Here is a 5915-nt window from a genome sequence, read left to right as displayed (position 1 = left end):
GCGCTGGCACTGCAGACTTTTGCAACGGTGAAAGACGCGAACGCGGCACTGAAGGCGGCCGGCACCCGCTATCTCGGTGGCGGCACGCTGGTCGTCCGCGCGGCCAATGAAGGCGACGTTTCGGTTTCCGGCCTTATCAGGTCGACCGAGCCGTCCCTGTCCACCATCGCCGTTGCCGGCGATAAAGTCTGCATCGGCGCTTCGGTGACCATGGCGGCGATCGCCGGCCATCCGGGGCTCGGCACGCTCGCCAAGGCCGCCCGTGCCGTCGGAGGCCCGGCCATCCGCAACATGGCGACCGTCGGCGGCAATCTTTTTGCCCCGAGCCCGTATGGCGATTTCGCTGTTGCCCTGCTGGCGCTCGATGCGACGGTCAGCACCGATGACGGTGAAACGCCGATCGAGACTTTTCTGGCCAATCGGGGCGGCAGCCGCGTCGTCGTCACTTCCGTGAGCTTCACGCTTCCGAAGGCCGACAGTTTCCGCTTCCTGAAAGTGTCGAGGGTCAAGCCCAAGGGCGTCTCCGTGCTCAGCATAGCCGGTGCTCTGGAACTGTCGTCGGATGGCTCGGTGACCTCGGCGCGGATCGCACTCGGCTGCATGGCGGATCGGCCCATGCGCGCCAGGGCGGCGGAAAAAGCGCTGATCGGCCGAACGCTAACCGCTGACGGCATCGCGCCGGCCTTGGCCGCGGCCGGTGATGGCACCTCGCCCATCACCGACCCGATCGCCAGCGCCTGGTATCGCGCCGAAGTCCTGCCGGTTCATCTCGGGCGGTTGCTGCTCGCATAATATTTGTTCGGGGGCGCGCGTCTGTCCGCTGGTTCGGGCAGGCGCGCTGGGAGGAAAACATGGCAAAGGTTCCGGTTCAATTCACGCTCAACGGCTCGGAAAAGGCCGAATTCATCGACAGCGGCACGACGCTGCTTCAGGCGCTGCGCGACAAGATCGGCGACACCTCGCCGAAGGGCGGCTGTCATCAGGGCACCTGCGGCGCCTGTTCTGTCATCATAGACGGCGAACTCCGGCTCTCCTGCCTGACGTTGGCCGAGACCTGCAATGGCGCCGTCATCAGCACGACATCAGGGCTTTCGGAAAGCGGCGTGCTGCACCCGCTGCAGCGCGCCTTTCTCGACACGTTCGCCACGCAATGCGGCTTCTGCACGCCGGGCATGATCATGGCGGCCAAGGTGCTGCTCGACCACACGCCCAATCCCAGCCGCGACGAGGTGGTCGAGGCGCTGTCGGGCAACATCTGCCGCTGCACCGGTTACGAGCCGATCATCCAGGCGGTGCTGACCGCCGCCCGCGCCAATTCGCAGAACGCGGCCTGAAGGGTCCAAAACAATGGAACTGCGCAAGAACTACTTCGCCGATGTCCGCAAGGACGATCTGCACGAGATCGGCCAGCCCCGGCCGCGCTCGGATTCGCCCGGCCATGTCACCGGCAAGACCGCCTTTTTCGCCGACCGCAACTTTCCCGGCATGCTGCACCTGAAGATGGTGCGCAGCCCGCATCACCATGCCCGCATCGGTTCGATCGACACCTCAGAGGCGGAAAAACATCCGGGCGTGGTGAAAATTCTGACCGCCAAGGACGTACCGCACAATGTCTACACCATCCTGATCCTGATCCAGATCGGGCCGGAGGACGAGACGGTGCTTGCCGACGGCAAGGTGCGCTGGAAGGGCGAGGCCGTGGTGGCGGTGCTGGCCGAAACCGAGCGCGCGGCACAAGAGGCCGCAGCCAAGGTCAAGGTCGACTATGAGGTGCTGCCGGCCGTCTTCGACATGGAAGAGGCGCTGAAACCCGACGCGCCGCTGGTCAACGAATATCACGGCCAGAATTATTACCTCTATGATAGCGGCGAGTGCCGCAAGGTGCGCTTCGGCGATGTCGAGGCGGGCTTCGCCGGCGCCGACCACATACTGGAGCAGAGCTACCAGTCTTCGCCGATCGAGCACGCGCCGACCGAGACCACCGGCTGCGTGGTGGCGCCCGAGGGCAATGACCGCTTCACCTGCTATACCAACACGCAGGCGATGTTCTTCACGCTCGACAACACCTCGATCATCCTGCAGATGCCGGGCAGCAAATTGCATTTCGTCGGCGGCACAGTCGGTGGCGGTTTTGGCGGCAAGGTCGACGTCATCGTCGAGCCGATCGCCATCCTCGGCGCAAAACTAACAGGACGACCAGTCTGTTTTATCTACAGCCGCGAGGAGGAGATGCAGATCTCGTCGCCGCGCGCCGCTGAAAAGGTCGTCATCAAGGACGGCGTCATGAAAGATGGCCGCATCGTCGCGCGCAAGGTCACCGGATACACCGATGCCGGCGCCTATTCGCGCCACTCGCCCTACGGCGCGCAGAAGGGCGCGGGGCATTATCCCGGCCCCTACACTATTCCGAACGTCTGGATCGACACCTATTGCGTCTACACCAACCGCACGCCGTCGTCGGCCATGCGCGGCTTCGGCGTCACCATCGGCGATTTCGCGCTGGAGGTGCAGATGGACAAGCTGGCGCGCCTGATCGGCATGGACCCGCTCGAATTCCGCTTCATCAACGCCTATCGCGACGGTGATATGAAAGCGCACCGCCAGCCGACAGAGGGCGCCGCGCTGATCGAATGCATGCAGGAAGCCTCGCGCGCCGCCAACTGGCCGGTGGCGGAAAAGTACCTGGCGATGTCCTCCTATACGAAGGGAGCTTGAGATGGCGATCAGGCGTGGGCGCGGCGTTGCCGCGATCAACTATCCCACCGGTATGAACCTCGGCGGTGACCCGACGCAGGCACTGGTGCACTCGACGCCAACAGGCAATTTCATGGTGACATTGTCCTCCGTCGATCTCGGCCAGGGCATGAAGCAGATCATGGCGCAGATCTGCGCCGAGACCATCGGCGTGCCGACAGACCGCGTCGTCGTCGACACCGCCGACACCGACACCGGCCCGCACTGCATGGGCACCTTCGCCTCGCGCGGTACGCACCGCGCCGGCAACGCCGTCATCCAGGCGGCAAGGGAAGCGCGGCAGGTGATGCTGGAAGTGGCCGCCGAGGAACTGGAGGTGAACGCCTCCGACCTCGAGACCGACGGCCAGGGCAACATACTGGTCAAAGGCGCGCCGCAAAAATCGATCTCGATCTTCGATGTCGCGCTGTCGGCGCATTTCAAGCGCGGTCGCTCGATCTCGGGCCGCGGCATGTTCCTGATTCCGCGCTCTTATCCGGAGAAAGAGACTGGCGCGATGAAGCCATCGACCTGCTACGCGCATGCCTGCACCGTGGCCGAGGTCGAGGTCGACGACGAGACCGGCGCGGTCACCGTGCTGACTGTGAAGAACGTCTTCGAGATCGGCCGCGCGCTGAACCCGAAAATGGTCGAACAGCAACTGGTCGGCGGTTCGTGGATGGGCATCAGCCATGCGCTCTACGAGACGACCGAGCCCTATTATCCCAACCGCGACCATGGCGGCACGGACTTCAACCAGTATCTGATGCCCGGCCCCGGCGACCTCGCCGAGACCGAGATCATCGTGCTGGAGCGTCCATCGGCGGACGGGCCATACGGTGCCAAGGGGCCGGGCGAAATGTGCGCCAACCCGCAGATCCCGGCGGTCGCCAATGCCGTCTTCGACGCCGTCGGCGTGCGCATCGACACGCTGCCGATCACGCCGGAGCGCATCCTGCGCGCGCTGAAGGCGCAAGCGGCGAACTGAGGGCCGAAATGACCGGGACAAGCGCCGAGACATCAGCGACCTCGCCGGAGGCGGTGGCGCAGCATCTTGCCGCCTCGCGCTATCTGGCCGACGACAGTCTTGCGACCGCGATCTTCCTGGCGATCCGGCTGGGGAAGCCGCTGCTGCTCGAAGGCGCACCAGGCGTCGGCAAGACGGAAGCGGCCAAGGCGATCGCCGCGCTGCTCGGCCGCGATCTGGTGCGGCTGCACTGCTATGAAGGCATCGACGCTGCGCACGCGCTCTACGAATGGAATTATCAACGCCAGCTGCTCGCCATTCGCCACGCCGGCGAGCACGAGATCGACATCTACGAAGACCGTTTCCTGATCGCCCGGCCGCTGCTGCAGGTGCTGAAGGCGCCGGAACAGCGCGTGCTGCTGGTCGACGAGATCGACCGCTCGGATCATGAATTCGAGGCGCTGCTTCTGGAATTCCTCTCCGATTTCCAGATCAGCATTCCCGAACGCGGTACCGTCCGCGCCACGGCACAGCCGATCGTCATCCTGACCTCGAACCGCACCCGCGAGCTTGCCGAGGCACTGCGCCGCCGCTGCGTCTACCACTGGATCGGCTATCCCGACGCCGAGCGCGAGGCCGCCATCATCATGCTGCGCGCCGGCGATGTGGCCGAGGTAACGGCGCGCGCGGTGGCGGCGGCCGTGCAGACCATCCGCGCCCGGCCGCTGGCCAAGCCGCCGGGTATCGCCGAGGCCGTCGAATGGGCCAATGCCGCCACCATCCTGGAGAAGGGCGGCAGCCCGTGGCCGGAAGCCTTCCGCCGCGCCATCGGCGTGCTGATCAAGGACGAGGAAGACCTTTCCTACATCGCACCGGAGCTTGGCCGGATCGTCGAGGAGGCGCTGGCGTGACGCGGGAGGTCATTTCGCAAGGCTGGCGGGACAGCGCCCCCCTCTGTCCTGCCGGACATCTCCCCCTCAAGGGGGGAGATCGGATGTCATCCCCGCTTTCGCTAATCGCTGACGTCGCCGAACAGAGCGAAGCGCCGAAGCTGCCAATCTCCCCCCTTGAGGGGGAGATGTCCGGCAGGACAGAGGGGGGCGACACAGAATGATGCGGGAAACAAGCTTCCCCCGCGCCGCCTCGCCATTCCTGGGTTTTGCCAGGCTCTTGCGCCGCTACGGCTTTGCCATAGCCCCCGAGCAAGTCTCCGGCTTCATGCAGGCGGTGACGTTGCTCGGTCCACGCTCGATGGCCGACATCCGCGAGGCGGCCCTCGCCACCCTGGCGCCGCCGCCCGACCGCCGCGACGAATTCGAAGCGCATTTCCAGAGCCATTTCTATGGCAACAGGTCCGCCGTGGTCGAAGGCGACGCCGACGAGGAAACCCGCATCAAGGATGATGGCGGTGCGAGCCAGGAAGAGATCGAGGTCATCAGCCATCAGGAAGGTGGCGAACTCTCTTCCGGCGCCGAACAACTGAGTACCCGCGATTTCAAGCGCGACGACGACAACCTTGCCGCTTTCCGCCGCAGGCTCGCTTCAGCCTTGCCCGCCCGCCGCTCGTTCCGCACCGTGCGCACGCATTCGCGCGGCAAGCTCGATCTGCGCCGGTCGCTGCGGGAAATCGTCAGCGCCGATGGCGACGTGCCCTCGCCGCTGCTGCGCCGCCGCCAGACCGTGCCGCGCAAGCTGCTGCTGCTGATCGACGTTTCCGGCTCGATGAAGCTGCACACCGCAGACTATCTCAAGCTGGCGCATGCCGCCGTGCAAGGCGCGGACCGTGCCGAGATTTTCACCTTCGGCACGCGGCTGACCCGCATCACCACGGCATTGCGCATCCGCGACGGCGACCAGGCATTGGCCCGCGCCGCTGTCCAGGTCGACGATTGGGACGGCGGCACCCGCATGGGGCCGACGCTGCTCGCCTTCCTCTCGGTGCCGCGCTTTTCAGCCTTTGCACGCGGTGCCGCTATCGTCATCCTATCCGACGCGCTGGAACGCGGCGATCATGCCGAGTTGGAGACAGCCATGCGGCGGCTGAGCGCCCGCGCCTTCCGGCTGTCGCTGGCCACACCTTTGGCCGGCGACCCGCGCTTCCGGCCGGCAACGGCGGCACTTCGCGCCATCCTGCCTGACCTCGACGATCTCGTCGACGGCTCGTCGCTTGCCGGTCTCACCGATTTCATCCTGTCGCTCGCCCGCCCTGCTCCGG

6 protein-coding genes are annotated in these 5915 nt (G+C 65.6%); all 6 read left to right on the top strand.

Going from position 1 to position 5915, the window contains the following annotated elements; translation table 11 throughout:
* Positions 1-792: FAD binding domain-containing protein (locus EN994_RS14560; protein WP_206530406.1), on the top strand; the 792-nt coding region annotated here is incomplete at its 5' end.
* A gap of 59 nt (positions 793-851) precedes the next feature.
* Positions 852-1334, top strand: coding sequence for a (2Fe-2S)-binding protein (locus EN994_RS14555; protein WP_063168523.1), 483 nt, complete (start codon positions 852-854; stop codon positions 1332-1334).
* 13 nt (positions 1335-1347) lie between these two features.
* Positions 1348-2715, top strand: coding sequence for a xanthine dehydrogenase family protein molybdopterin-binding subunit (locus tag EN994_RS36735; RefSeq protein WP_063168524.1), 1368 nt, complete (start codon positions 1348-1350; stop codon positions 2713-2715).
* Between the two features lies 1 nt (position 2716).
* Complete coding sequence (locus EN994_RS36730) at positions 2717-3721, top strand: molybdopterin cofactor-binding domain-containing protein (RefSeq protein WP_063168525.1); 1005 nt, start codon at positions 2717-2719, stop codon at positions 3719-3721.
* A gap of 8 nt (positions 3722-3729) precedes the next feature.
* Complete coding sequence (locus EN994_RS14540; protein ID WP_127307610.1) at positions 3730-4611, top strand: MoxR family ATPase; 882 nt, start codon at positions 3730-3732, stop codon at positions 4609-4611.
* A gap of 199 nt (positions 4612-4810) precedes the next feature.
* On the top strand, positions 4811-5915 hold a 1105-nt coding region (locus tag EN994_RS14530; protein WP_127307609.1), incomplete at its 3' end, for a VWA domain-containing protein.

The organism is Mesorhizobium sp. M7A.F.Ca.CA.002.09.1.1 (assembly GCF_003998555.1).
In the GTDB taxonomy this organism is placed as follows: Bacteria; Pseudomonadota; Alphaproteobacteria; order Rhizobiales; family Rhizobiaceae; genus Mesorhizobium; species Mesorhizobium ciceri.
This window is presented reverse-complemented; position numbering and strand designations above follow the sequence as displayed.

Excerpts from the sequence above, each read along its gene's own strand:
- EN994_RS36735 (WP_063168524.1), top strand. The coding sequence starts at position 1,348 with ATGGAACTGCGCAAGAACTACTTCGCCGATGTCCGCAAGGACGATCTG.
- EN994_RS36730 (WP_063168525.1), top strand. The coding sequence starts at position 2,717 with ATGGCGATCAGGCGTGGGCGCGGCGTTGCCGCGATCAACTATCCCACC.
- EN994_RS14540 (WP_127307610.1), top strand. The coding sequence starts at position 3,730 with ATGACCGGGACAAGCGCCGAGACATCAGCGACCTCGCCGGAGGCGGTG.
- EN994_RS14555 (WP_063168523.1), top strand. The coding sequence starts at position 852 with ATGGCAAAGGTTCCGGTTCAATTCACGCTCAACGGCTCGGAAAAGGCC.